21 protein-coding genes are annotated in these 25,773 nt (G+C 71.2%); 4 read left to right on the top strand and 17 right to left on the bottom strand.

What is annotated here, in order from left to right:
• Window positions 1-138 precede the first annotated feature (138 nt).
• A complete protein-coding gene (locus DEJ48_RS39610) occupies window positions 139-1,290 on the bottom strand; it encodes a DUF6777 domain-containing protein (protein WP_190537184.1) in 1,152 nt (383 codons plus the stop codon).
• A gap of 153 nt (window positions 1,291-1,443) precedes the next feature.
• Between DEJ48_RS39610 and DEJ48_RS03760 the strand changes: the two genes are divergently transcribed.
• Window positions 1,444-2,871, top strand: a complete 1,428-nt coding sequence (locus tag DEJ48_RS03760) for a lipase maturation factor family protein (protein ID WP_150214440.1) — start codon at window positions 1,444-1,446, stop codon at window positions 2,869-2,871.
• Here the strand turns inward: DEJ48_RS03760 and DEJ48_RS03765 are convergent.
• Genes DEJ48_RS03765 through DEJ48_RS03800 form a run of 8 tightly spaced genes read right to left on the bottom strand, consistent with a single transcriptional unit; the run spans window position 2,814 to window position 10,962 of the window.
• Window positions 2,814-3,728: an amidohydrolase family protein gene (locus tag DEJ48_RS03765; RefSeq protein ID WP_150214441.1), complete on the bottom strand. Its 915-nt coding sequence runs from the start codon at window positions 3,726-3,728 to the stop codon at window positions 2,814-2,816. The two genes, DEJ48_RS03760 and DEJ48_RS03765, sit on opposite strands and share 58 nt — an antisense overlap.
• Window positions 3,713-4,027, bottom strand: a complete 315-nt coding sequence (locus DEJ48_RS03770) for an L-rhamnose mutarotase (RefSeq protein ID WP_150214443.1) — start codon at window positions 4,025-4,027, stop codon at window positions 3,713-3,715. The genes DEJ48_RS03765 and DEJ48_RS03770 overlap by 16 nt, the downstream gene beginning before the upstream one ends.
• Entirely contained in the window at window positions 4,024-5,040 is a 1,017-nt protein-coding gene (locus DEJ48_RS03775; RefSeq protein ID WP_150214444.1) for an aldo/keto reductase, read from the bottom strand. Before DEJ48_RS03775 ends, DEJ48_RS03770 begins: the two co-directional genes overlap by 4 nt.
• Complete coding sequence (locus DEJ48_RS03780) at window positions 5,037-5,792, bottom strand: SDR family NAD(P)-dependent oxidoreductase (RefSeq protein WP_150214446.1); 756 nt, start codon at window positions 5,790-5,792, stop codon at window positions 5,037-5,039. The genes DEJ48_RS03775 and DEJ48_RS03780 overlap by 4 nt, the downstream gene beginning before the upstream one ends.
• The gene (locus tag DEJ48_RS03785) at window positions 5,789-7,174 is read right to left on the bottom strand and encodes an L-fuconate dehydratase (protein ID WP_150214448.1); all 1,386 of its coding nucleotides are present in this window, start codon (window positions 7,172-7,174) and stop codon (window positions 5,789-5,791) included. Before DEJ48_RS03785 ends, DEJ48_RS03780 begins: the two co-directional genes overlap by 4 nt.
• 47 nt (window positions 7,175-7,221) lie before the next feature.
• Window positions 7,222-8,259 carry an ABC transporter permease gene (locus DEJ48_RS03790; protein ID WP_150214450.1) on the bottom strand — a complete coding sequence of 346 codons (1,038 nt, stop codon included), beginning with the start codon at window positions 8,257-8,259 and terminating at the stop codon, window positions 7,222-7,224.
• Window positions 8,252-9,871 (bottom strand): sugar ABC transporter ATP-binding protein, encoded by a 1,620-nt coding sequence (locus tag DEJ48_RS03795; protein WP_150214451.1) that lies wholly within the window; start codon window positions 9,869-9,871, stop codon window positions 8,252-8,254. Before DEJ48_RS03795 ends, DEJ48_RS03790 begins: the two co-directional genes overlap by 8 nt.
• Complete coding sequence (locus DEJ48_RS03800) at window positions 9,868-10,962, bottom strand: sugar ABC transporter substrate-binding protein (protein ID WP_150214453.1); 1,095 nt, start codon at window positions 10,960-10,962, stop codon at window positions 9,868-9,870. Before DEJ48_RS03800 ends, DEJ48_RS03795 begins: the two co-directional genes overlap by 4 nt.
• A gap of 187 nt (window positions 10,963-11,149) precedes the next feature.
• On the opposite strand from DEJ48_RS03800, the gene DEJ48_RS03805 reads away from it, so the two are divergent.
• Window positions 11,150-11,860 carry a FadR/GntR family transcriptional regulator gene (locus DEJ48_RS03805; RefSeq protein WP_150214454.1) on the top strand — a complete coding sequence of 237 codons (711 nt, stop codon included), beginning with the start codon at window positions 11,150-11,152 and terminating at the stop codon, window positions 11,858-11,860.
• 22 nt (window positions 11,861-11,882) lie between these two features.
• On the opposite strand, the gene DEJ48_RS03810 is transcribed toward DEJ48_RS03805, so the two are convergent.
• A complete protein-coding gene (locus tag DEJ48_RS03810; protein ID WP_150214456.1) occupies window positions 11,883-12,959 on the bottom strand; it encodes a hypothetical protein in 1,077 nt (358 codons plus the stop codon).
• A 134-nt stretch (window positions 12,960-13,093) separates the two neighbouring features.
• On the opposite strand from DEJ48_RS03810, the gene DEJ48_RS03815 reads away from it, so the two are divergent.
• Complete coding sequence (locus DEJ48_RS03815; protein ID WP_223831878.1) at window positions 13,094-13,822, top strand: hypothetical protein; 729 nt, start codon at window positions 13,094-13,096, stop codon at window positions 13,820-13,822.
• Window positions 13,823-13,840: 18 nt separating this feature from the next.
• On the opposite strand, the gene DEJ48_RS03820 is transcribed toward DEJ48_RS03815, so the two are convergent.
• The 5 genes from DEJ48_RS03820 to DEJ48_RS03840 all read right to left on the bottom strand — a co-directional run bounded on the left by DEJ48_RS03820 (window position 13,841) and on the right by DEJ48_RS03840 (window position 21,658).
• Window positions 13,841-16,855, bottom strand: a complete 3,015-nt coding sequence (locus tag DEJ48_RS03820) for an alpha-mannosidase (RefSeq protein WP_150214458.1) — start codon at window positions 16,853-16,855, stop codon at window positions 13,841-13,843.
• Between the two features lie 241 nt (window positions 16,856-17,096).
• Window positions 17,097-18,368, bottom strand: a complete 1,272-nt coding sequence (locus DEJ48_RS03825) for a glycoside hydrolase 5 family protein (RefSeq protein WP_150220936.1) — start codon at window positions 18,366-18,368, stop codon at window positions 17,097-17,099.
• 76 nt (window positions 18,369-18,444) lie between these two features.
• Entirely contained in the window at window positions 18,445-19,266 is an 822-nt protein-coding gene (locus DEJ48_RS03830) for a carbohydrate ABC transporter permease (RefSeq protein WP_150220937.1), read from the bottom strand.
• Window positions 19,267-19,367: 101 nt separating this feature from the next.
• Entirely contained in the window at window positions 19,368-20,339 is a 972-nt protein-coding gene (locus DEJ48_RS03835) for a carbohydrate ABC transporter permease (protein WP_190537188.1), read from the bottom strand.
• A 20-nt stretch (window positions 20,340-20,359) separates the two neighbouring features.
• The gene (locus DEJ48_RS03840; RefSeq protein WP_150214460.1) at window positions 20,360-21,658 is read right to left on the bottom strand and encodes an extracellular solute-binding protein; all 1,299 of its coding nucleotides are present in this window, start codon (window positions 21,656-21,658) and stop codon (window positions 20,360-20,362) included.
• Between the two features lie 268 nt (window positions 21,659-21,926).
• On the opposite strand from DEJ48_RS03840, the gene DEJ48_RS03845 reads away from it, so the two are divergent.
• The gene (locus DEJ48_RS03845) at window positions 21,927-22,976 is read left to right on the top strand and encodes a LacI family DNA-binding transcriptional regulator (protein ID WP_190537191.1); all 1,050 of its coding nucleotides are present in this window, start codon (window positions 21,927-21,929) and stop codon (window positions 22,974-22,976) included.
• Between the two features lie 7 nt (window positions 22,977-22,983).
• Here the strand turns inward: DEJ48_RS03845 and DEJ48_RS03850 are convergent, their stop codons facing one another.
• Together DEJ48_RS03850 and DEJ48_RS03855 are read right to left on the bottom strand one after the other, a co-directional pair.
• Complete coding sequence (locus tag DEJ48_RS03850; RefSeq protein ID WP_150214461.1) at window positions 22,984-23,889, bottom strand: nitroreductase/quinone reductase family protein; 906 nt, start codon at window positions 23,887-23,889, stop codon at window positions 22,984-22,986.
• 293 nt (window positions 23,890-24,182) lie between these two features.
• Window positions 24,183-25,769: an alpha-L-fucosidase gene (locus DEJ48_RS03855; protein WP_150214463.1), complete on the bottom strand. Its 1,587-nt coding sequence runs from the start codon at window positions 25,767-25,769 to the stop codon at window positions 24,183-24,185.
• Between the last annotated feature and the right edge of the window lie 4 nt (window positions 25,770-25,773).

Raw genomic sequence — 25,773 nt, forward strand, 5'->3', positions numbered from 1 at the left:
TATTTCAGAACGCGCTTGCGAGCCGGGGAAAGGACGTCCGTGGCGGCAGGGGCGACAGCGACGAGAGGGCCCGGGAACGATTGGCGCGTTCCGCATGGCCCTCTCACCCGCCGTCTGACCGGTATGACTCGGCGCCGCCTACGAGGGCAGCACCGGCGAGGGGCAGCCGGGCGGGACCGGCGACGCGGGGCGCGCGGGCGTGCCTGTCCGGGTGGGGCAGTCGGACGGGGAGTCGCCCGGGCTCGAGGTGTCCGGGCTGGATTCGTCGGGGCTGGTTCCGTCGGGACTGCTCTCGTCAGGACCGGTCTCCTCAGGACTCGTTCCGTCCGGATCGGTCTGACCGGAGCCGGTCTCGTCCGGGCTCGTCTGATCGGGGCTCGTCTCGTCGGGCTCCGTCGCGTCCGGGCTCGTCTCGTCCGGAGTGGTCTCGTCCGGGTCCGTGGGCGTCGGACTGGACGGCGAGGGGGACGTGGGGCTCGGCGTCGTCGGCGTGGGAGTCGGCGTCGGGGTGGGTGTCGGCGGCTTGGTCGGGCGGTCGTGGTGCGCCTTGCCGTCGCCGATCTTCCGCTCGATCCAGGTGTTGTTGACGATGTTGACGATGGTGATGTTGACGATCGGCTGCGGCGCCGGGGTCACCACGACGACGCGCGTCGGCTGATAGCCGTTCCACGCCTGCCCGTTGTGCCGGGGCGAGCTCTTGAACGCGACCGGCGGCTTCAGCGGATTGCCGCACGCGCACCGCACCCGCGGCAGGCCCCGGTCGTCGACGAGGACGGCCGTGCCGATTTGCAGGACGGACTGGAAACTCGTGGGCGAGCCGCCGCGGTAGCCGTGGTTGGTGACGCGCGTGTCGGCCCGCAGCACGACCGGGGTCAGCCCTCGCAGATAGCTCGCCACATCGGCCTCGGCGATGTCGGACGCCTCGGCGAACGCGCGGGCCTTCGCCCGGTCGGTGGTGAGGAAACGGACCTGCCGGTCGACGTCACAGCTGCCGACGTTGTGCGTGCCGCCGTACAGCCCCGGCGTACCGCCAGGGATCGACCGGGTGCCCTGCGGGGTGGCCGATCCGGTGGGCGAGGGTTGCGGCGAACGGGTGACGGGCGGCGGAGCGGCGTCGGTGTTCGCGGTGGACTCGGTGAACGGATCGGGGCCCTGGGCGGCGACCGGCTGCATGAACAGTTCGCTGCCGCCGTCGGCGGTCTTCTTGTCGCCGTCGCCCGAACAGCCCGCTACCGCTAGGGCCGCGGATATCGCGAAGACGAGCGCGTGGGTCCTGGTGGATGTGCGCACCGGTTCTCCCGCCGTTGCCGTGCAGTGTGCCCCCGCTCAAGGGGGTGTTCCGCCATTGTCTGCGGGCGTTCCCGAGGGCCCGCAAGCCGGGTCGAGTCGGGCGAGCGGCCCGGTCGGCGTACGGAAGGCCCTGGTCGGCAGCACAATGGAGGCGTGCAGTGGTTCACGGCGGATGCGTACTGGCTGAGTCGGCTGATCTTCCAGCGGTCCCTGGCCGCGCTCTACGTGACGGCCTTCCTCGGTGCCGCCCTGCAGTTCCGGGCGCTCATCGGGGAGCGCGGGATGCTGCCGGTGCCGCGGTGCGTCGAGCGGGTGCCGTTCCGCCGCGCCCCCAGCCTGTTCCAGCTGCACTTCTCGGACCGGTTCTTCGCGCTCTGCGCGTGGACGGGATGCGCGGTCGCGGTGGCCCTGCTCGCAGGGGTGGACGGGCTCCTGCCGCTGTGGGGCGCGATGCTGCTGTGGCTGGTGCCATGGGCGTTGTATCTCTCCATCGTGAACGTGGGGCAGACCTGGTACGGCTTCGGCTGGGAGTCGCTGCTCCTCGAAGTGGGCTTTCTCGCGGTCTTCCTCGGCAACGACCGGGTCGCCCCGCCGGTCCTCGTGCTCCTCCTGCTGCGGTGGGTGCTCTTCCGCGTGGAGTTCGGCGCCGGGCTGATCAAGATGCGCGGGGACGCGTGCTGGCGCCAGCTCACCTGTCTCGACTTCCACCACGAGACGCAGCCGATGCCCGGGCCGCTGAGCTGGTTCTTCCACCACCTGCCGAAGCCCGCGCACCGGATCGAGGTCGCCGCCAACCACGTCACCCAACTCGTGGTGCCGTTCCTGCTGTTCACCCCGCAGCCGGTGGCGACGTGCGCCGCCTGCCTGATGATCCTGACCCAGCTCTGGCTGGTCCTCTCCGGCAACTTCTCGTGGCTGAACTGGATCACCATCGTGCTCGCGGTCTCCGCCCTCGACCTGTCCGCCCGATACTCGGCACCCGACGTCGCGGCCGCGCCCCTCTGGTACGAGGTGGTGGTCACCGCCGTGGCGGCACTGCTCCTGGCCATGAGCTACCGGCCGGTGCGCAATCTGCTGTCCCGTCGGCAGGTCATGAACCGCTCGTTCGATCCGCTGCACCTCGTCAACGCGTACGGCGCGTTCGGCAGCGTCAGCCGGGTGCGCCAGGAGATCGTCATCGAGGGCACGGCGGACACGGTGCCCCGCGAGGACTCGGACTGGCGTGCCTACGAGTTCAAGGGCAAGCCCGGCGACGTACACCGCTGGCCGCGCCAGTTCGCGCCCTACCATCTGCGGCTCGACTGGATGATGTGGTTCGCCGGTCTCTCCCCCGCGTACGCGCGCTCGTGGTTCGGCCCGCTGGTGGAGCGCCTGCTCGACGACGACCGTGACACCCTGCGTCTGCTGCGGAGTTCACCGTTCCCGCCCGGGTCCCCGCCCGCGTACATCCGCGCCAGGCTGTACCGCTACCGGTACACGACCTGGCGCGAGCTGCGCGAGACGGGCGCCTGCTGGGAGCGCACCTACGTCCGTGAGTTCCTCGGGCCGACGCGGCTGGCCCCGCCTGCGCGGAGCGAGTAGACGCGCCGGGCGGTGCCGCCGAAGACCTCCCGGCGCCCGTCGGTGTCGAGACTGTCGGTCAACAGGCGTGCCACGTCCAGGACTTCGGTGTACGCCGCCGCAAGGGTGCTGACCGGCCAGTCGGAGCCGTACAGCAGGCGCCGTGGACCGAAGGCCTCAAGCACGGTGTCCGCGTAGGGCCGCAGGTCGTCCACGGTCCATGTCGCATGGTCGGCCTCTGTGACCATGCCGGAGAGTTTACAGACGGTGTTGGGGCGGGCGGCGAGCGCGCGGACCGCCGACGCCCAGGGTTCGAGGATTCCACCGGCGATGGGCGGCTTGCCCAAGTGGTCGAGGACGAAGGTGAGTTGGGGAAGGTCGGCCGCCGCATCGGCGCAGGCGGGCAGCTGGTGGGGCAGGACCACGAGGTCGTAGGCGAGGCCCGCCTCGGCCAGCGCGGACAGGCCTCTGCGGACGTCCGGGCGCAGCAGCCACTCGGGGTCCGGCTCGCCCTGCACCTGGTGCCGGATGCCCACCAGGTGCTCCCCGCCCGGGAGTTCCCGCAGGGCCGCCAGTGTGTCGGCGATGTCGGGGCGGGTGAGGTCCGTCCAGCCGACGACGCCCGCGACGAGGTCGTTCGCGGCGGCGAGCGCCAGGAGTTCCGGGGTCTCCTCGGGGACGGTCACCGTCTGGACGACGACCGTGGCGCCGACACCGGCCGCGCGTGCCTCGGGTGCGAGGTCGGCGAGGGAGAAGCTCCTGCGGATCGGGGCGAGCGCGTCCCCGGTGATCCAGTCCTGGTCGCGGACGGAGAGGTCCCACACGTGGTGGTGGGCGTCGACGAGGCCCGGCTCGGTCCCTGTCACGTCAGCTCCCATACGACGGGCAGGCCCGCGTCCGAGCCCGCGTCCGAGTAGTCGTGGACGACGTCCAGCAGCTCGGCCATGCGGGCCTGCCAGGCGACGTTGACCGGCAGCTTCTCCAGCTCGGCGAGCATACGCACGTAGTCCTCGCACTCCAGGACGTGGAAGAGGTCGGTGCCGCTGCGCCAGATGGTCCAGGACGTGGCGCCCGCCGCCCGGATCGCCGCGGTGAGCTCGGCGGGCACCTCGCGGTGCGCGGCGTCGTACGCCTCGACGCGGTCCGCGCGAACCTTGGTGTGCAGGGCGACTCTCATGTCCGGCTGCCTCCTCGCGCACCGTCGGGGACCGGCGCCTCCGGGGGCAGCAGCCCGGTCTCCCGCGCCTCCGCCCAGAAGTCGGCGGGCACGTCGGCGGCGAACTGCTCGGCCGCGTCGGTGACCTGCTCCGGTGCGCGGATGCCGACGAGCACGCTGGCGACGGCGGGATGACCGAAGGGGAAGGCCAGGGCGGCGGCGCGGAGCGTGGTGCCGTGCCGCTCGGCGAGCGTGCGCAGGGCGCGGGCGCGGGCCAGCAGGTCCGGTGGCGCCTCGACGTAGTCGTAGCGGGCGCCCGGCTTGGGGTCGGCGAGCAGTCCGGAGTTGAAGACGCCGCCGATGACGATCGAGGCGCCGCGCTCGCTCGCCGCGGGCAGCAGCTCGGCGAGGGCCCGGTGGTCGAGGAGGGTGTAGCGGCCGGCGCAGAGCACGGTGTCGACGTCCGTGTCGCGGACGAAGCGGGTGAGCATCTCGGCCTGGTTCATGCCCGCGCCTATCGCGCCGACCACGCCCTCGGAGCGCAGTTTCTCCAGGGCCGGATAGCCCTCGCGGAAGGCTTCCTCCTCGTGGTTGTCGGGGTCGTGCAGGAAGACGACGTCGACACGGTCGGTGCCGAGCCGGGTGAGGCTGGACTCGATGGAGCGGCGCACGCCGTCCGCACTGAAGTCCCAGATCCTGCGGTGGGTCCTCGGCACGGCGAAGCCGCCGTCGGCGAGGTCGTCTCCGGGCAGGTTCGCGGGCTCCAGGAGCCTGCCGACCTTCGTGGAGATGACGTACGAGGAGCGGTCCCGGCCCCGCAGTGCCTCGCCCAGCCTGCGCTCGGACAGGCCGAGGCCGTAGTGCGGGGCGGTGTCGAAGTAGCGGATGCCCGCGTTCCAGGCGTGGTCGAGTGCGGTGGCCGCCTGCGCGTCGGTGATCGGCGCGTAGAGGTTGCCGATGCCGGCGGCGCCGAAGGACAGCTCGGTCACCTCGACGCCGCCGGGTCCGAGGCGGCGTCGCGCCGGGCCGCTCACTGCTGCACCGGCCGCAGTCGCAGGCCCTGCATGCCGCCGTCGACGGCGAGCGCGGTGCCGGTGGTGGCGCCGGACAGGGGGCTCGCCAAATAGGCGATGGCGCCCGCGACTTCGTCGGCCGTGACGAGCCGTCCGGTGGGCTGCCGGGCTTCCAGCGCGGCCCGCTCGGCGGCCGGGTCGGGGGCGGCGGCCAGGAGCCGGCCGACCCATGGGGTGTCCACGGTGCCGGGGTTGACGCAGTTGACGCGCACCCCGTCGCGTACGTGGTCGGCGGCCATGGCGAGGGTGAGGGAGAGCACCGCGCCCTTCGACGCCGAGTACAGGGCGCGCTGCGGGAGTCCCGCGGTCGCGGCTATGGAGCAGGTGTTGACGATCGCCGCGTCCGTGGAGAGGCGCAGGTGCGGCAGGGCGGCGCGGGTGGTGCGGACGATCCCGAGGATGTTGACGTCCAGGACGGCGTGCCATTGGGCGTCGTCGTTGTCCTCGACGGTGCCCTGGGCTCCGACGCCCGCGTTGTTGATCAGGACGTCGAGGCCGCCGAGATCGGCGGCGGCCGCGGCGACGGCGTCCCGGACGGCCGTGTCGTCGGTGAGGTCGGCGGCGTAGGCGCGCAGGGGTTTGTCGACGCCGTCCGGGGCGAGGTCGAGGACGGCGACGTCGGCGCCGCGGGCGGCGAGGAGCTCGGCGGTGGCCCGTCCGATGCCGGAGGCCCCTCCGGTGACGAGGGCCTTGAGGCCTTGGAAGTCGGTCATGCGGCTGCTCCCTTGTCCCGTGTGATGTGGTCGTGTGCGGGGGCGTCCTGCGCGCGCTCTTCCCGTCCGAGGTCCGCGGCCCAGAACGTGCCGCCGGGGTAGGTGAACTCGGCGAGGGACTCGGCGCGCATCGTCGCCGAGAAGCCGGGCGCGGTCGGGGCCGTGTAGTGGCCGGCGCGCAGCACGACGGGGTCGGTGAAGTGCTCGTGGAGGTGGTCGACGTACTCGATGACACGGTTCTCCGTCGTCCCGGCGAGCGCCACGTAGTCGAACATCGACAGGTGCTGGACGAGTTCGCAGAGTCCGACGCCGCCCGCGTGCGGGCAGACGGGGACGCCGAACTTGGCGGCGAGCAGCAGGATCGCGAGGTTCTCGTTGACTCCGCCGACGCGTGCCGCGTCGATCTGGAGGATGTCGATGGCGTCGGCCTGGAGGAGCTGTTTGAAGACGATGCGGTTCTGTACGTGTTCGCCGGTGGCGACCTTGACCGGTCCGACGGCCGCACGGATGGCGGCGTGGCCGAGGACGTCGTCGGGGCTGGTGGGCTCCTCGACCCAGTAGGGGTCGAACTCGGCGAGCGCGCGTGTCCATTGGACGGCCTCGTCGACGTTCCAGCGCTGGTTGGCGTCGACGGCCAGGCGGATGTCGGGGCCGATGGCCGCGCGGGCGGTGCGGCAGCGGCGGACGTCGTCGGCGAGATCGGCGCCGACCTTCAGTTTGATCTGCGTGAAGCCGTCGGCGACGGCCTGCCGGGCGAGGCGGGTGAGTTTCTCGTCGCTGTAGCCGAGCCAGCCGGGCGAGGTGGTGTAGCCGGGGAAGCCCCGCTCCAGGAGGGCGGCGGTCCGGTCCGCCGCGCCCGCCCGGCCGGATCGCAGCAGGTCGAGGGCCTCCTGCGGGGTGAGGGCGTCGGCGATGTAGCGGAAGTCGACCTGGGAGACGAGCCATTCGGGCGTGGCCTCGGCGAGCAGCTGCCACAGGGGTTTGCGGGCGCGTTTGGCGGCGAGGTCCCAGACGGCGTTGACGACCGCGCCGATCGCCATGTGCATCACGCCCTTCTCCGGGCCGAGCCAGCGCAGCTGGCTGTCGCCCACGAGGTCGCGGTTGACGGTCCCGGGGTCGGCGCAGACGGCGTCGACCGGGCGGCCGATCACGTGGTGGCGCAGGGAGCGGATCGCGGCGACCTGGACGTCGTTGCCGCGGCCGATGGTGAAGGTGAAGCCGTGCCCCTCCAGGCCGTCGTCGGCGTCGGTGCGCAGCACCACGTAGGCGGCGGAGTAGTCGGGGTCCGGGTTCATCGCGTCGGACCCGTCGAGCTCCCGCGAGGTGGGGAACCGTATGTCGTAGGTGTCTACCGCGGTGATGCGGGCGGGGGTCGGGGACACAGGAGGCCTTTCCGGAAGGGGGCGGGGCAGCGGCTGACCGCGGTGGGTCAGTCCTGTGCGCGGCCGGTGGTGACGCGGGCGATCATCAGGGCGACGAGGATGATTCCGCCGTAGATGGCCTGGATCCAGAAGGACGGCACCTGGGCGAGGGTGAGCAGGTTCTGTACGACGCCGAGCAGCAGGACGCCGGTGAGGGCGCCGAACATCGTGCCCTTACCGCCGTCGAGGCTGATGCCGCCGATGACGGCGGCGGCGAACACCGTGAAGATCATGTTCTGGCCCTGGTTGGCGTTGATGGCGCCGACGTAGCCGGTCTGCATGAGACCGCCGACCGCGGCGAGGGCCCCGGCGACGACGAACACGCCGAGCATGACCCGGTCGACGCGGATGCCGGCGGCGCGTGCGGCGTCCGGGTTGCCGCCGATCGCGTACAGGGCGCGGCCCACGCGGTGGTACTTGAGGACGAAGCCCGCGATGCCGAAGGCGGCCCCCGCGAGCCACACGGACATGGGGATGCTGAGGAAGGTGGTGGTGGCGAGGGTGTAGAAGGCGTCGGGCATGCCGAAGAGGGTCTTGCCCTCGGTGGCGCCGACGAGGAGGCCGCGCAGCACGATCAGCATGGCGAGCGTCACGATGAACGCGTTGAGCTTGAGCTTCACGACGAGGACGCCGTTGAAGGCGCCGATGGCCGCGCCGACCAGCACGACGGCGAGGATGCCGACGGCGGCGGGCAGGTCCGTGCCGAAGCCGGCCTGGGCGGCGGGCAGGACGAGGAGCGCGCCGACGGCGGGCGCGATGCCGACGACGGACTCCAGCGAGAGGTCGAACTTGCCGGTGATGAGGACGAGCGACTCGGCGAGGACGACCATGGCGAGCGCGGCGGACGCGCCGAGGATCGAGACGAGGTTGCGCTCGGTCAGGAAGGAGTCGTTGAGCAGAGCCCCCAGGAGGATGAGGAGCAACAGAGCCGGTACGAGGGCGAGTTCGCGGGCGCGGCGGAGGATGAGACCTTTCGCCGCGCGGGCTTCGGAGGTGCGGGGCGATTCGGGGGCGGCTTGTGCGGGCGCGGCCTTGAGGTCAGCCATGGTGGTCTCCTTCGGTTTCGGCCGCGGGCCGGTGGGGGTTGTTCGCGCAGTGCCCCGCGCCCCTGTCGGGGCCCTCGGCGCCCACCCCCTCTATCGACGCGATCAAGTCGTGGTCGGTGAAGCCCGCCTCGTGTTCCGCCACGATGCGGCCGTGGAACAGGACCAGGACGCGGTCGCAGCGGCGCAGGTCGTCCAGTTCGTCGGAGACCACGAGCACGGCCGTGCCGTCGTCGCGGGCGCTGTCGACGCGGGCGAGCAGGGACTCCTTGGACTTCACGTCGACGCCCGCGGTCGGGTTGATGAGGACGAGCAGGCGCGGGTCGGAGGCGAGGGCGCGGGCCATGACGACTTTCTGCGCGTTGCCGCCGGAGAGGTCGGAGACAAGCTGGCCGGGGCCTTCGGCGTGGATGTCGAGGCGGTCGATGAGGTCGTCGGCGAAGCGGCGCTTGGTGTCGGTGCCGATGAATCCGTACCGGCCGAGGCGGTCGAGGACGCTCATGGTGGCGTTGTCGCCGATGCTCATGCCGAGGACCAGGCCCTGGCCGTGCCGGTCGCGCGGTACGCAGCCGACCCCGGCCCGCAGGGCCGCGGTCACGTCGCCGAAGGGCAGGGGCCGCCCGTCGAGCCGGGCGGTGCCGGCGGTCGGGGTGTGCAGTCCGGCGAGGCTCTCCGCGAGGTTGATCTTGCCGCTGCCGCTGGATCCGGCAAGCCCGACGACCTCGCCTGCGCGCACGGCGAGGTCGATGCCGTTGTACGACTCGCTGGTCAGACCCCGCACGTCGAGCAGCACCGGGGCGTCCGTCGGCACTCCGGAGCGGGCCACGGCTTCCTCGGCGTCGGCCTTCTCGGCGATGACCTCGCCCGCCATGGCCGCCACGAGGGCGCCGCGCGGCAGGTCGGCGACGGGCGCGCTGGTGATCCAGCGGGCGTCGCGCAGGACGGTGACGGTCTGGCACACCTCGTACACCTCTTGGAGGTGGTGAGAGATGAACAGGAACGTGACGCCGGATTCCTGGAGGGCGCGCATGCGCGTGAAGAGGCGTTCTATCTCGCGGTTGTCGAGCTGCGCGGTCGGCTCGTCGAGGACGATGAAGCGCGCCCCGAAGCTCAATGCCCGTGCGATCTCGACCATTTGGCGGTCCTCGACCTTGAGGTCGGCGGTGCGGGCGTCGGGGTCGACGTGTACGTCCCACTGCGCCAGGACGTCCGCTGCCTCGTTGCGGAGCCTGCGCCAGCTGATGAAGCCGCCGCGGCCCGAGGGCTGCCGGTTGATGAAGAGGTTCTCGGCGACGGTCAGTTCGGGGACGACGGTGGGCTTCTGGTAGACGCAGGCGACCTTGCGGCGCCAGGCGTCGCGGTCGCCGAGCGGGGGCGCGGGGTCGCCGTCGAAGCGGACCGTGCCCGCGTCGGGGGCCTGGAGTCCGGTGAGGACCGTGACGAGGGTGGACTTGCCCGCGCCGTTGCGGCCGACGAGGGCGTGGGACTCGCCGGGCAGGACGGACAGCCGACCGTCCTGGAGGGCGACGGTGGGTCCGTACCGCTTCACGATGCCGGACGCCTCGACGAGCGGAGTCACGCCGGTCCGGCCGGTGGGGGGTTCGGTCGTCGTCATGTGGCCGTGTTGCCCCACAGCTCGGAGTCGTCGACGTTCTCCTCGGTGACCAGCGGGGCGGGCAGCTGGTCCTCCAGGATGCCGCTGGGCAGTTTGACGATCTCGGAGCCGTGGTCGGTCGGCCCCGGCTCGAACTTCTTCCCGTTCATCGCGGCCTTGATGTAGTACATGCCGTACTTGGCGTAGGCGTCGGCGGGCTGCGAGACGGTCGCGTCGATCTGGCCCTTGCGGATCGCGTCGAACTCCTGCGGGATGCCGTCGTTGGATACGACGGTGATGTGCCCCTTCTCCCCCGCCTTCTTCAGCATCCCCTTGGACTTGAGGGTCTGCAGGGTGGGCGCCAGGTACACGCCGCCGGCCTGCATGTAGATCCCCTTGATGTCGGGGTGGGAGTTGAGCAGGGTGTCCAGCTTGGCGGCGGCCGTGTCGGACTCCCACTTGGCGGGGATCTCCAGGACCTTCAGTTTCGGGTACTTCTTCTTCACGCAATCCCGGAAGGCCTTGGAGCGCTCGCGTCCGTTGACGGAGGCCAGATCACCCATGATCTGCACGACCTCGCCGGTCCCGACCTTCTTCCCGAGGTAGTCGCAGGCCTTCTCGCCGTACGCGACGTTGTTCGCCCTGACCACCATCGCGACCTTGCCCTTCTCGGGGGCGACGTCGACGGCGACCACGGGCACGCCCTTGCGCTCGGCCTGGTCCAGCCCGGCAGCGATCGCGGCACTGTCGAGCGGCGCGACGACGAGCCCCTTGACCCCCTGGTTGAGCTGGTTGTTGATGTCGGTGATCTGCTGCGAGGGGTCGCTGTTGGAGTTGACGGTCTTCATCGCGTCGACGTCCTCGGACTCCGCCATCTTCGGCACGTAGTCGTTGTACGACTGCCAGAACGGCGAGGTCAGCAGGGGCAGGACCACACCGACCTTGCCCTCGCCGCCACCACCCGCGCCGGGCGACGCGGTGTCCTTCGTACTGCCGCAGGCGGCGAGCACGAGGGCCGCGCAGCCGGTGACGGCCGCGGCGCGCACGGCACGCGACGTCCCCCTCCCGCCGGTCCTGTTGCTCGGTTTGCTGCGCACTGTCCGGCTGGCCATCTGCGGGCTCCTCATCGACAGGGGGGAACGAAGGGGGACCTGATCGGGACCTGATGACGCGAATATTTATCAGACCACTTGCCGCCCACAACACCCCTCGGCGCCGACTTTCCCCGGTTTCCGGCCGTAGTGGTCGGACCACATCTCTGGCTAGACTGCGGCGACCCGGCCAGTGGAGGAGCGTTACGTGGACCAGCCAGACCAGTCCGCCCCGCAGAAGGGCACCGTGACGCAGCGGGCCATCGAGCAGATCAAGGCGATGATCGGCGAGGGCAGGCTCGAACCGGGACAACGGCTGCCCACGGAACGCGACTTGGCGGCGCAGCTGGGCATCTCGCGCAGCTCGATGCGGGAGGCCATCCGGGCGCTGACGGTGCTCGGCGTGCTCGAGGCCCGGCACGGCTCCGGCATCTACGTCACCCAACTGGAGGCCGGCGACCTCCTGGAGACCTTCGGAGTGGTCGCGGACCTCTCCCGGGGAGCCCGCCTCGTCGAGCTCCTGGAAGTACGCCGGGTACTGGAGTCCACCGCGACCGCGCTGGCGGCCGCCCGCATCTCACCTGGCCAACTGGCGGACGTGGAGAAGCACTTGGAGGCCATGAACGCCACCGACGACCCCGAGGAGATCCTCTCCCACGACCTGGCGTTCCACCGTACGATCGCCCTCGCCGCGGGCAACGACACGATGGCCGCCATCCTGGAGGGCCTGTCGTCCAGGACGTTCCGCGCACGGGTCTGGCGCGGCTACCAGGAAGAGGACGCGTTCGAGCGTACCCGCCGCGAGCACGCCCGCATCCACCGCGCTCTCGTCGCGCGGGACCCGGAGGCGGCCCGCGCCGCGGCGGCGGCACACGTGGGCGAGGTCGAGGAGTGGCTGCGGGCGCAGGTGGAGGGGTGAGGCGCGCGCCGCGGAACGGCCGTCAGCCGTCGGCCAAGGTCCGCTCGATCCGGTCGACGAAGGCGCGGGCGAGGTCGTCGAGCTGCGCCTCGTAATTCGGCAGGTCGTCGACCTCTCCGAGACGCAGCCACCCCACGGTACTGCCGACCCGCAGGACGGCCATGGCGTTGGTGCTGTCCTCGGGCTCCTTGTAGTACGTGAAGGTCGAGCTCTTGTCGCCGAGGGTCGGCAGGGAGAGCGGTGTGGTCCCGTCGTAGCCGGACTGGTCCTGGACGAGCTGCTTGCGTACGCGCTCCGCCTGGGCGGGTGAGTCGCAGCCGAAGACGTAATACTCGGCCCTGACGTATCCGGCCCCCGCCGACGACAACGCGTACTTCGTGCCCCCTTGGTGGCAGCCGCCCGGGCCCGAGGCCGCAGCGGCACCGGCCTCGCCCTGCTGGGTCCAGCCGGGCGGCAGATCCCCCCGCACGGGCAGCGCGGCGCGCGTCTGCGCCACGGTCAGCGCGCGCGTGCGGTTGCCCGGATCGCCGCCGGTGTCGGCGGCCTTGCCCTCCTCGGGCGCATCCTCGTCCTCCTTGCCCGCGCCACCTTCCCCGCTCCCCTGCGCCGACGCGTCCCGAGTGCCGTCGTCGGCGATGAGCCGCGTCCCCCCGTAGACGCCCAGCGCCACCAGCGCGAGCAGCAGTACGCCGGTCAGCGCGAGGACGGTGAGCGCGCCCGGGGTCTTCTTGACCGTGATCGGTCCCAGCGAGATGTGGCTGCGCGTGATCGTGCTGTGGTCGATGACCACCGCGTCGCGGTTGTACGTCGTGGGGGCGTTGAGGTGCAACGCCAGTTGCCGCCCCAGCTCGGGGTCCGCGTCGATCTCCTCGCGCAGGACGGCCTGCGCCCGAGCCCGCGACTCCGACCGCGCGGATCCGCCCGCCCCGCCCCCGTCGATCCCCTCCAGCGCCGCGCGCCCCCGCTCCGTGCGGGCCAGACGTGACCGGACAAGATCGGTGACGGCAGCCCCCGCGCCCTCCCCCACCCCGGTCGACGCCCCGTTGGCCACCGCGGTGGCGACCCCCACCGCGAGCATCGCGAGCTCCGACGACTCCATGCCACACCCCCGTTGCGCGACAGCCTCAGGAGCTCATCATGTTGCACCGGACCACCGATGACATCCCTCTCCCCGCAAGGCGGCCGAAAGATATTCAGGCGACGGGCACGGGCCGGTCCTGGCAGCATCCCCGCGTGATCACCGATTCCCGCGCCACCCCGCCGCCGCCCCTGACCGCGGCCGTACGCAACAACGCCGCCTGGTGCGATGCCGTCTGCCGCTCGCACGGAGTGGGAGGCACCGTAGAGGGCGGCGTATGGGCGAGCGCGCTGCGCACTCCCCCGCTGTACCCCGACGCCGTGACGCTGTCGCCCGCGGTGACCCCGGAGGACGTACTGCCCCGCATCGACCTCACCTCCCCCGGCGCGTCGGTCAAGGACAGCTTCGGCATGCTGGACCTCTCCGGGGCCGGCTTCGAGGTGCTGTTCGAGGCACGGTGGATCCACCGCCCGGCGACGGAACCCGCACCGTCACGAGCCGACGGCTGGGAGCCGGTCGAGGGCACCGGACGGCTGCTCGCGTGGGAGGCCGCGTGGAGCGGTGACGGGGAGAGCGAGGGGCTGTTCCGGCCCGCGCTGCTCGACGACGGAGCGGTGTTCCTGGCACCCGCGGGCACGGGCCCCGTCACCGCGGGGGCCATCGCGTACCCCGGCGCCGGAGCCATCGGCGTATCCAACCTCTTCGCCGCCGACGACGACCCCGACGCCGACGCCGCGTGGCGTTCCTGTCTGGAGGCCACGGGCCGGCTGTGGCCGGGCGTGCCCGTCGTCGGGTACGAGCACGGCGACGACCTCGCGGCCGCGATCCGGCAGGGGTTCGAGCCCGTCGGCCCGCTGCGCGTATGGCTGCGGACCGACGGATGACGCACCCCCGCCCGGGGCTCAGCCCCGCGTGAACCTCAGCGTCACCAGCTCGAACGGCCGCAGCGTCACCGCCACCGCGTCGTCCGCGAGCTCCGGCGCGGGCACCCCGTCGAGCGGCCGCTCCAGCAGGTCGGTCACGGCGACCGAACCCACGGCGAACCCCGTGGCGAGCGTGGCCTTCGCGCGCCCGCCGTGGGCCTCGTGGAAGCGGACGACCACGTCGCCGCTGCCGTCGTCGGCGAGCTTGACCGCCGTGACGACCACCGCGTCGTTGTCGACCGTCACCAGCGGCGCCACCTCGGCGCCCCCGGTGATCGTGCGCTCGGGCAGGTTCACGCGGTAGCCCTCGCGCACCGCGTCGCCGATCGCCGCGCCCGGCACCAGGGCGTGCCGGAACCGGTGGACGCCCTGGTCCGTCTCGGGGTCGGGGAAGCGCGGGGCGCGCAGGAGCGAGACGCGGACCGTCGTGGTCGTACCGGAGTCTTCGGCGCGGACCGTGCGGGTCACGTCGTGCCCGTACGTCGAGTCGTTGACCAGCGCGACGCCCCAGCCCGGCTCCTCGATGTGCACGAAGCGGTGGTTGCACGCCTCGAACTTGGCGGCCTCCCAGCTCGTGTTGGTGTGCGTGGCACGGTAGAAGTGTCCGTACTGGGTCTCCGACGCGTACCGCTCCGCGTGGATGTCCAGCGGGAAGGCGAGCTTGAGGAACTTCTCCGTCTCGTGCCAGTCGACCTCGGTGTCGATGTCGAGCCGCCGGTCGCCGGGCGCGAGCGTGAGCACCTGCGTGAGGCGCGAGTCGCCGAAGGTGCGCACGATCCGCACGGACGCGCCCTCACCGGCTGTGACCTCGTCCGCCTCCACGAGGTCGGTCACCGTGTTGCGGTAGAACTCGTCGACGTCCCACGCGTCCCACATGTTCGGGAAGTCGGCGTGGATCTGCGGCAGGTTCGCCGCCCGGCCCGGCGCGACGGTCTCACGGTCGGCCACCAGGTCGTACGCGGAGACGACCAGTCCGCGCCCGTCGATCTCCACGCGGAGCAGCCCGTTGTCGAGTATGTAGCCGCCGCCGGCGCGGGAGGCGATCGCCGCCTGTGCGTCGACGGCGGCGGGCCGCGCGCCGCCCGCGGGCACGCCGGCACGGCTGTGCGGGGTGGAGTTGAAGACCAGGGCGCCCGTGCCCTCGCCCGCGAGTGCGCGCTGCGCCGCGTCGATGATGCCGTTCAGCTCCTGGGCGAGCGCCGCGTAGGTCGCGCGGGCCTCGCGGTGCACCCAGGCGATGGACGAGCCCGGCAGGATGTCGTGGAACTGGTGGAGCAGGACCGTCTTCCAGATGCGGTCCAACTGCTCGTAGGGGTAGGCGAAGTCGCCCCGCACCGCCGCCGTCGCGGCCCACAGCTCCGCCTCCCTCAGGAGGTGCTCGCTGCGGCGGTTGCCCTGCTTGGTGCCCGCCTGGCTGGTGAGAGTGGCGCGGTGCAGTTCGAGGTAGAGCTCGCCGACCCAGACGGGGGCGTTCGGGTACTCGGCCTCGGCCTTCTCGAAGAAGTCGGCGGGCGTCTCCCACTCGACGGTCGCCGAGCCCTCCAGGTCACGGAGGCGTGCGGCCTTGGCGATCATCTCGCGGGTGGTGCCGCCGCCACCGTCGCCCCAGCCGGTCGGGGCGAGGGAGTGCCGGGCGACGCCCTTGTCCTTGAAGTTCTTCGCCGCGTGGGCGATCTCGCTGCCCTTCATCGAGCAGTTGTACGTGTCGACGGGCGGGAAGTGCGTGAAGATCCGGGTGCCGTCGATGCCCTCCCAGTTGAAGGTGTGGTGCGGGAAGCGGTTCGTCTGCGACCACGAGATCTTCTGTGTGAGCAGCCACTTGGAGCCGGCCGCCTTGATGATCTGTGGCAGCCCGGCGGCGAAGCCGAACGTGTCGGGCAGCCACGCCTCGTCGTTCTCGACGCCGAACTCGTCGAGGAAGAACCGCTTGCCGTGCACGAACTGACGGGCCATCGCCTCCGAGCCCGGCATGTTCGTGTCCGACTCGACCCACATGCCGCCCGCGGGCACGAACCGCCCGTCGGCGACGGCCTTCTTGACCTTCGCCCACACCTCGGGGCGGTGCTCCTTGATCCACGCCCACTGCTGGGCCTGCGACATGGCGAAGACGAAGTCCGGCTCGTCCTCGATGAGCGCGGTCATGTTCGACGTCGTGCGCGCCACCTTGCGCACCGTCTCGCGCAGCGGCCACAGCCACGCCGAGTCGATGTGGGCGTGGCCGACGGCGCTGATGCGGTGCGCGGAGGGCTCGGCGGGAGTGGCGAGCACCTTCTCCAGCTCGGCCCGGGCTGCGGCGGCCGAGCCGTTCACGTCCTGGAGGTCGACGGCGTCGAGGGCGCGGCCGACTGCGCGCACGATGTCGTAGCGCCGCCCGGAGTCCTGGGGCAGTTCCTGCATGAGTTCGCCGAGGACTTCGAGGTCGATGACGAGCTGCCACACCGTCTCGTCGAAGACGGCGAGGTCCATGCGCTCCAGCTTGTACTGGGGTTCGCTGCCCGCGGTCTCCTTGTCGCCGAGCTGCGTGGGCAGGAAGGGGTGGTAGTCGAGGATGACGGGGTTGGACGCGGCCTCGATGTGCAGCCGCACCTCTTCGCCGCCCTCGGCGGGAGCGGCGATCCGCACCCACTGGTTGCGCGGGTTGAGGCCCTTCACCGGGGTGCCGTCGGGGCGGTAGACGAGGCCTTCGCACTGGAAGCCGGGCATGTTCTCGTCGAAGCCGAGGTCGAGGACGGCCTCGACGGTCTTGCCCGCCCATTCCCGCGGCACGGTCCCGGTCACCCGGAACCAGCTGGTCCCCCAGGGCGCGCCCCACTTCTCGCCGACGGCTGTCGGCGACGGCTCGGCGGCGAGCCCTTCTGCGACCGGCACGGGCTCGCCGGGCGCGTTCCACACGGCCACGTCGAGGGGTACGGATGCGGGGTAGACGGCGGGCCTGATGCGCTCGTCGAGTACGCGCTTGAGGCGGGCTTCGACCAGGGTGCGGTCGTCATGCATGAGGGGTCTCCCGGGGGTTCTTCAGTGCGAGTGGGTGGGGGGCGGTGAACTTTCCCCGATCCCGCCCCTTCCCGAAACTGGGGCTCCGCCCCGGACCCCGCTCCTCAAACGCCGGAGGGGCTGAAAGATGCAGCTCGCGCCGGGGATCATCCAGCCCGTCCGGCGTTTGAGGAGCGGGGTCCGGGGCGGAGCCCCTTGGTTTCGGGAAGGGGCGGGGTCGGGGAACAGGAAGCGTTACGGCCTATCCGACCTCCCCCGGCGTCACGACCTCCGTGATGCCCCGCGCAGCGAGGTGCTCCGTGTCCGACGCCCGTCCGGCGAGGACCACCGCGGGGCGCACCCCGTCCGCCACGAGCCGCGCGAACGCCTCGAAGACCGCTCCACCCGGGGCGCACTCCGAGCGCCGGGAAAGGTCGTCGTCGACGACCACCGCGGTCGTCCGTGACGCCGGCGCGTACGGACGGCCGCGCCACTCCCGCACGATCCGGGCGATCGCCTCCCCCGCGGGCTTGACCTTGCCCTCGTTGGTCAACAGACCAAGGCTGTATTCGAGTTCGGGGAAATCCGCGAGGTCGCGCGAGACGTCGTGGGAGCACCACCACGTGACGCCCCACACGTCCTGGCAGTCGAGCGCCGCCTGGACGGTGTCCTCGGTGAACTCCGCCGCGTGCTCGGCGGGTATGAGCGGCGCGGGCGCGCCGACCTCCTGCAGCCAGACGGGACGACGCGGGTCGGTCGCCCACGCCTTGGACAGTTCGATCATGTACGCCGCGTGGTGCCGCGTCGCCGCCGCGGTACGTCCGTGGCGCTGGGCCGTGCCGTTGAACACCCAGGAGTGCACGGCGGTCACCGCGCCGAGCCGCGCGGCCTGCGCCGGGGTGAAGGGCTGGTCGTCCTGGTACCAGGCGGCGTCGTACTCGGCGTGCAGGTGCAGCTTGCCGGGGGCGCCCTCCTCGCAGGCGGCGAGGACGGTCCGCAGCCAGCTCTCCGCCTGCTCCTCGGTGACGCGGTCGGGGTCGGGGTGCGGGCCCGCCGAGAACTGGTTGATCTCGTTGCCAATGGTCATGCCGATGAAGTTCGGCCGGTCCGCCAACGCGGCGGCCAGCGTCCGCAAGTAATCGGCCTGCCCGGAGATCACGTCGGGGTCGGCGAAGATGTTCCGCCGGTGCCAGGTCTGCGTCCACGCGGGCAGGAAGTCGAAGCTGGAGAGGTGCCCCTGGAGCCCGTCGACGTTGACGTCGAGGCCGCGTTCGGCGGCCGCGTCGGCGAGCTGGACCAGTTGCTCGACGGCGCGCGGGCGGATGAGGGTGCGGTTCGGCTGGAAGTACGGCCAGATCGGGAAGACCCGGATGTGGTCGAGGCCCAGCGAGGCGATGGCGTCCAGGTCGGCGCGTACGGCGTCGAGGTCGAAGTCGAGCCAGTGGTGGAACCACCCCTGGCCGGGCGTGTAGTTGGCGCCGAAGCGCGGCGCGCCCGAAGGCGATGCGGAGGAAAGCGATGCGGAGGAGGGCAAGGCGGAGAAGGGCAAGGCGGATCCTGGTTCTGGGGGGAAGAGATGAGAGGGGGCGCGGCGGATCGTGGGGCGGGGCTCAGCCCTTGACCGCGCCCTCGCCCACGCCGCGGAAGAAGTACCGCTGGAGGCACGCGAAGAGGATGATCAGCGGGAGTACCGCGATGACGGTGCCCGCGGCGACGAGGCGCTCGTCGTTGGCGAACGTGCCGTGCAGGTAGTTCAGGCCGATGGTGAGCGTGAACCGGTCCGGGTCGCTCAGCACGATCAGCGGCCACAGGAAGTCGTCCCAGGCCCCCATGAAGGCGAAGATCGCGACGACGGCGAGGGTGCCCTTGACGGCGGGCAGCGCGATGCGCAGGAACCGCTGCCAGACGTTCGCGCCGTCCACAAAGGCGGCTTCCTCGATCTCGTACGGCACGTTGAGGAAGGCGTTGCGCATCAGCAGGACGTTGAGCGCGGAGACACAGCCGGGCAGCAGCACACCGATGAGGGTGTTGTTCAGGCCGAGCTCACGCATGGTGGTGAACTGGGCGATGATGATGCCTTCGACGGGCACCAGCATGGCCAGGATGAAGACGATCGTGGCCGCCTTGCGGCCGCGGTAGCGCAGGCGGGCCAGGGCGTAGCCGGCGAGGGCGGCGCCGACGCAGTTGGTGACGACGTTGGCGGCGGCCACCTTGAGCGAGTTGAGCGCGTAGTCCCAGACGGGGATGGTGTCGGCGACGCGTTCGAAGTTGTGCAGGGTCGGGTCGGAGGGCAGGAACTTCGGCGGTGAGCTGAAGATGTTCTCGTGCGGGCCCTTGAGGGCGGTCGACAGTTGCCAGAGGAACGGGCCGATCATCAGCGCGAGGACCGCGACGAGAAGCAGATAGCGCAGGACGATCTCCCAGACGGGCATCCTGCGGCCGTTCTCGTCGGTGATCCGCCCACGGCTCGTACGGCGCGGCTTGCCGGCCTTGTCCGTGCGGGTCTCGCGGCGCGCACCGCCGTCGATGGTGGTCACGCGTCCTCCTTCCGGTCCGCCCGCAGGACGAGCAGCATGAGCGCGACGGTGACGACGAAGACGACGACGGAGATGGCCGATGCGTAGCCGACCCGGCCGGTCAGGCCGGTGCCGACGCGCTGGACGAGCATGACGAGCGTGGTGTCCTCGCCCGCGGGGCCGCCGGTGGGTCCCGCCATCAGGTAGACCTCGGAGAACACCTTGAAGGCGGCGACCGAGGAGAGGGCGGCGACGAGCACCATGGTGGAGCGCACGGCGGGGACGGTGACGCTGAAGAAGCGGCGTACGGCGCCCGCTCCGTCGACGGCCGCGGCCTCGTGGAGCTCGCGGGGCACGTTGGCGAGCGCCGCGAGATAAATGATCATGTAGTAGCCGAGGCCCTTCCAGACCGTGACCGTCATGGCGCTCAGGAGGAGGAGCCACTGGTCGCTGAGGAAACCGGCCTTGCCGACGCCCACCGCCTCCAGCAGGGCGTTGACCAGGCCCCGTTCGTCGAGCATCCACACCCAGATCAGGCCGACCACGACGATGGAGGCGACCACCGGGGTGTAGAAGGCGGAGCGGAAGAACGTGATGCCGGGGATGTGCTTCTGGACGAGCATCGCGAGCAGCAGCGGCAGGACGACGAGCGCGGGCACGACCCCGAGGACGTACAACGTGCTGTTGCGCAGGCCGATCCAGAACATCTCGTCGTGCCACAGCTCCTGGAAGTTGGCGAAGCCGACGTAGTCGCCCTCGATGAGGGTCCGCTTGTCGGTGAACGCGTTGTTCAGGGTGCTGAGGAACGGATAGAGGATGAAGATCCCGACGATCGCGAGGCCGGGTGCCGCGAACAGCCAGGGGCTGGTGGGCAGTTGGCGTCGGATCCCGCGGCGGGGGCCGCGCCCGGCGGGGCGCGGCTCCTTGCGTGCGGTGCCGGTGGTCGAGATGTCGGTGGGGGCGGCCTGGGAGGCGGTGGTGCTCTTCATGGCGGTACCGGTTCCTGGTCTCAGCTCTGCTGCAGCAGCCGGTCGCAGTTCTTGACAGCGTTGTCAAGTGCTTCCTTGGGGCTCTGCTTGCCCTGCAGCGCCTTGGCGACGGAGTTGCGCAGCTCGACCTTCATCTGCTCGCTGAAGAGCACGGGGGTGTAGTTCACCGCGGTCTTGATGGACTTGGCGGCGGCGACGCGTACGCGCGTCTCGTCCTTGCCGTCCTGCTTGGTGAAGTACGGGTCGTCGAGGGAGCCCTCGGTGCTCGGGAAGATCGCGACCTTCTTGGCGAACTCCATCTGGCGCTGCGCGTCGGTGACGTAGTGCGCGAAGGCGACGGCGGCGGGCGTCTGCTTCGTCTTGGTGTTCACCATGACGCCCATGACGTACATGTTGTCCTTGCCGGTGCTGCTGATCTGCGGCGTGATGCCGATGTTCTTGTAGAGCCGCGGCGCGTCCTTCTTGAACTTCTCCAGGTCGAGGGCGCTGCCGGGGTTCATGGCGACGGCCTCGGTGAGGAACTTCTTGCCGGTGGACTCGGGTGTCGCGGTCAGCGCCTGCCCGTCCAGGGCCTTCGCGTCGTACAGCTTCTTGTACTTGGTGAGGAGTTCGACGCCCTTGGCGTCGTTGAAGGTGAAGCCGGTGCCTTCCTTGTTCATCAGCGGGACGCCGTAGCGCCCGAAGTCCTCGATCGTGGGGACGTTGGCGAGCGTGGCGACCTTGCCGTCGCTCTTGTCGGCCAGCTCCAGGGCGTCGTCGAAGAGCGCGTCGTACGTCGTCGGGGGCTTGTTCTCGTCGAGGCCGGCGTCCTTGAACAGGCGCTTGTTGTAGAAGAGCGGCCCGGTGTTGAGGTACCAGGGGAAGGCGTAGGTGCCGTCCATGCCCGGTATCTGGTGGCTCTTCCAGGCTCCGGGGAGGTACTCCTTCTCGTACTTCGACGCCGACTTGTCGAGGTCGAGGGCGAGGCCGGCCTTGGCGAGCGGGGCGACGAGGTCGGGCGAGACGTTGACGACGTCGGGGAGGGTGCCCGCGGCCGCGTCGGCGCTGATCTTGTCGGCGTACCCCTCGCCGGGCTGGTCGATCCACCGGACCTTCGTGCCCGGGTACTTCTTCTCGAAGCCGTCCACGACGCCCTCGAAGTACGACTTGAAGTTCGCCTTCAGGTTCCAGGTCTGGAAGGTGATCTCACCCTCGACCTTCCCCGACGCGTCGGTCGAACCTCCGCCGTCGTCCCCGTCACCACAGGCGCTCAACGGCAGCAGGACGGCGAGGACGGCGCCTGCGGCGACGGCTCTGCGGGGGTTGCGGGAGATACGCACGGTGAAACGGCTCCTTTGCTCGGCCCAGCGTGAGACGGCGGTGACTGCGACCGTCCGAGCCGGGCAATCCACGCCGAGGCAGACCCTGCACGGAACTGTGGCGCAAAGTCAATGGATTCGGGGAAAAGAAGTCGAGGATCGGTCGATCTTTCGGGCAACTCGGCAGGTCAGGCGGGTGCGTTGAAGACCTTGCGGCAGATGACTAATGCGCTTTAGAGTCTGAGCGCTCAAGCGCATTAGTATCCGGGAGCCAGGAAAGGGGCAACGGGTGCAAGGCAAGCGGTCACCGGCGCGCCGGCCGACCATGAAGGACATCGCGCGCCGGGCCGGGGTCTCCGAGAGCGCCGTCTCCTTCGCGCTCAACGGCCGGCCCGGCGTCTCCGACATCACCCGGGACCGGGTGCGCAGGGTCGCCGAGCAGCTGGGCTGGCGACCCAGCACGGCGGCGCGCGCTCTGTCCGGCGAGGGCTCGGCGACCGTGGGCCTGGTGGTGGCACGCCCGGCGGCGACGCTGGGCGTCGACTCGTTCTTCCTGCAGCTGATCTCCGGCGTCCAGGAGGTCCTCGCGGAGCGGCACTTGGGGCTGCTCTTCCAGGTGGTGGAGGACGTGGCGGCCGAGTGCGCGGTCTACCGACGCTGGTGGGCGGAGCACCGGGTGGACGGTGTCCTCGTGGTGGACCCGCGCACGGACGACCCACGGCCCGCGCTCCTCGACGAGCTGGGGCTGCCCGCGGTGGTGACGGGCGGCGTGCCCGATCCGGACGCCGGGCACCCCGGCCTGTCCACGGTGTGGGCGGACGACGCGGGCGCGATGGCCTCGGTCGTGGGCCATCTGCACGCGCTCGGGCACCGCCGCATCGTGCACATCGCGGGCCTCGAAGGCCTCGCGCACACCGAGCGCCGCATCCGCACCCTGCGCGTCGAGGCGGCGGGCCGCGGCCTGTCGGGGGTCCGTTCGGTGACGACGGACTACTCGGACACCGAGGGCGCCGCCGCGACCCGTCGGGTCCTGGAGTCGGCGGAGCCCCCGACGGCGCTGGTCTACGACAACGACGTGATGGCCGTCGCCGGGGTCGCCGCGGCGGCCTCCCTCGGCTTCGCGGTCCCGGACGACGTGTCGGTCGTCGCCTGGGAGGACTCGGCGCTGTGCCGGATGGTGCACCCATGGCTGACGGCCCTCTCCCGGGACACGGTGTCCTTCGGCAGGACCGCCGCCCGCGAGCTCCTCGCCCTGCTGGACGACGGTCCCGGGGCGACGGTCCAGGTCCCGCTGCCCCGGCTCATCGAACGCGAGAGCACGGGGCGGGCCAGGGCGTGAGCCGGTGTCAGGCGGGCGGCCCGGGCGGCCACGGCAGCCCGGCGAGGATCGGCAGCAGCGACTCCTCCTCGTAGTCGAGGTGGGCGGTCAGCTCCTGCGACATGCGGGCGAGTTCGGCACGGAACCGTACGGGGTCCGCGCCGCCGACGTCCGCGAGGAGCGCGGCCAGCTCGCCCTGGATACGGGCGACGTCGCGGTGTTCCTCGGCGAGCCGGTCGAAGGTGTCGCGCAGCTCGGGGTGGTATCCCGCCATGGTCGGGAAGAGGTGCGCGTCCTCACCGCTGTGGTGGAACTCCAGGGCGTCGCAGAACGCCAGGCAGTGCTGGCGGATCTGCAGTCCGAGACCCGGCGCCGGCGGGGCGTCCGGCCCCCGGTGCCCGGCGAGCGCGGCGAAGTACGCGTCGGTCTCGTCGCGTACGTGCCGCAGCTGGCCGCGCAGCCACAGGTGCACCTGGACCATCTTGTCGGCGAGGTTCGACGCCTCCTCCGGGATGTCCGCCTCGTGCGCGGGCCGTTCCAGGACGACCACGGGCAGGACCCGGTCCGTCCGCTTCTGGTACTCGCCGTAGCCGGGGTCGGCGGCCACGATCCGCGCGAAGAGCCGGTCGCGCCGCTCCCCTTCGGCGGGAACGGCGACGGCCTCGAACGTCTCGGTGCCGAGCTCCACGTTCACCGTGGGGTGCGCGAGGACGTTGTGGTACCAGTCGGGGTGGCGCGGGCCGCCGAGGTTCGACCCGATGACCAGGAGGAGGCCGCCGTCGCGGACGTAGCCGAGCGGGGTCGTGTGCTGCTTGCCGGACCGCGCGCCGGTAGTGGTGAGCAGAAGGAGGTCGCCGCCCTCGAAGGGGCCGCCGACCTGGCCCCCGTTGGCTCGGAACTCGTCGATGACGGACTGGTTGAAGGGTGTGGGCATGACGGTGTCGCATCTCCGTACGGGATGGTGGAGGGAGGTCGCGGTCACGCGTGCGGCGCGACCGGAGGCGCGCCGGGGCGCGCGGGTCGGGCGATGGCCCGAGGGTGAGAACTCACGACGTACTTATGACGTACTCATAGGCGTCGTCCTTGAGTGAAGGTGCTCGCCCGGTCGTCGACCTGCCCACTGCTCTTTGGTCGGCGCCACGCGGCACGAGCACCATTACAGTCACCCACTCCCCCGCATGTCAACGCGGGTCGCCTCCCCCGTCCCGGATCACACCGCGGACCGGATCACACCTCCGAGCGGTAGAGGCCGAACTCCGCGATCCGCGCCCCGGCCCGCGACCTCGTCACGCGCAGCCGCCACCGCCGCGCGGTCACGGGCGCGCCGAGCCTCAGGACACGGCTCGCCCCCACCGTGTCGACCTCGGTCACGGTCTCCCACCGCTCGCCCACCCGCGCCTCGACGACCGCGTTCTCCACCTGCTGCCCGTGCCGGATGTCCTCGGCGATCCTGATCCGGTCGACCTCGCGTGCCCGTCCGAGGTCGACGGCGACCGTGCCGGCCGCGCGGTCGTGGCTCGGGTGCCTGCCGTGCGCGAGGTCCTTCGGGAGCTCGCGCCGGACACGTTCGCGGAACTCGCGCAGCCGCACCACGTCCGCGTCCGGGAGCAGACCCCGCTCGTCCGGCGGAATGTTCAGCAGGAGCACGGAGTTGCGTCCGACCGACCGGAACCAGATGTCCGTCAACTGCTCGACGCTCTTGGGCTGTTGGCCCTCGTGGTAGAACCAGCCAGGCCTGATCGACACGTCGCACTCGGCGGGCCACCACTGCAGGTACTGGGCGACGGACCGCGCCTCGGCGAGCGCCTCGCGGCTGCCCTGGTCGGGCGCGTCGTACCTGAGGGCGTAGTCGATGCTGCCGTTGCCTGAGTCCTTGACGGGGACGACGCTCCACTCGTTCTCGCGCGCGAGACCGCCTTCGTTGCCGACCCAGCGCACGTCGGGGCCGCGCACGGCCATCGTGGCGTCCGGCGCGAGGGCGCGGATCAGCGCGTACCAGCTGTCCCAGTCGTACGTCTCGACCTTGTCCGGCGGGATACGGCCCTGAGCCCCATCGAACCACACCTCGTCGACGGGACCGTACTCGGTGAGCACTTCGTAGAGCTGGTTGAGCATGTGGGCGCCGTAGTCGGTGGCGTCGAGCGTGAAGGAGCGCGGCCGGGAGCCCGACCGGTCATCACCGGGGACCAGGGTGGGGATGGTGCGCGGCGCGCGTTCGCTGCCGTTGGCGTAGACGCCGTCGAGGTACTGGTTCTCGTCGGCAGGCGAGATGTAGACGCCGACCTTGATGCCGTGCCGCCGCAGCGAACCGGTGAACGCCCTGAGCACATCGCCCTTGCCTCCCTGCCAACTGCTGCTCTTGACACTGTGGTCGGTGTAACGGGAGGGGTAGAGCACGAAGCCGTCGTGGTGCTTCACGGTGAGGATCGCGAGCCTGAATCCCCCGTCGCGCAGGGCGCGCGCCCACTGGTCGGTGTCGAGCGCGGAGGGCTGGAAGACGTCCGGGTCCTCGTCCCCCGTGCCCCATTCCAGGCCCGTGAATGTGTTGACTCCGAAGTGCAGGAACGCGGTCTGTTCCAGCTTCTGCCAGGCGATCTGGCGTGCGGTGGGACGGACGCGGGCCGCCTTGGCGACCAGGGAGGCGGGGGTGTCGTCGGGGCCGATGCGGATGCCGTGGGGCGGTTCGGCTCCGGTGGGCGGTCGGGTGGGTCGGGTGGTCGGGCCCGCGGTCGCGGCGAGTGCGGTGCTCGACACCGCGGCGGAGGTGGTGACGGCGGCGGCCGCGGCCATGAAGAGACGTCTGCTGACGGTCATCGGG

This window comes from Streptomyces venezuelae (genome assembly GCF_008642315.1).
GTDB lineage: Bacteria > Actinomycetota > Actinomycetes > Streptomycetales > Streptomycetaceae > Streptomyces > Streptomyces venezuelae_D.